This window comes from Mesorhizobium sp. M4B.F.Ca.ET.143.01.1.1, from assembly GCF_004792275.1.
In the GTDB taxonomy this organism is placed as follows: domain Bacteria; phylum Pseudomonadota; class Alphaproteobacteria; order Rhizobiales; family Rhizobiaceae; genus Mesorhizobium; species Mesorhizobium abyssinicae.
The window spans coordinates 1-279 of record NZ_SRSR01000377.1 but is presented as its reverse complement, the minus strand read 5'-3'; the positions used below and the strand labels follow the sequence as shown (position 1 = coordinate 279).

The following is a 279-nucleotide window of genomic DNA, read 5'->3' as shown; positions in this document are numbered from 1 at the left end:
TCCGGGGCGGCTTCCACACGCAGTTGCGGATCGACGAGATTGCCGCCGCGTCGGGCATGAGCCCGTCGTCGCTTCACGCCCACTTCAAGGCGATCACCCGCATGACCCCGCTCGAATACCAAAAACAATTGCGGCTGCAGGAAGCGCGAAGGCTGATGCTGGCGGACGGGGCGAGCGCGGGTGCTGCCGGCTTCGCGGTCGGCTATGACAGCCCCTCGCAATTCAGCCGCGAATATCGCCGCCTGTTCGGCGCGCCGCCTCGCCAGGACATCGACCGCC

Annotated in this window: 1 protein-coding gene; it reads left to right on the top strand. The window is 67.4% G+C overall.

The genetic code is table 11. The features are described 5' to 3' along the window. A partial coding sequence (locus EN786_RS37420) for a helix-turn-helix transcriptional regulator (RefSeq protein ID WP_135910239.1) occupies positions 1 to 279 on the top strand: 279 nt, incomplete at both ends.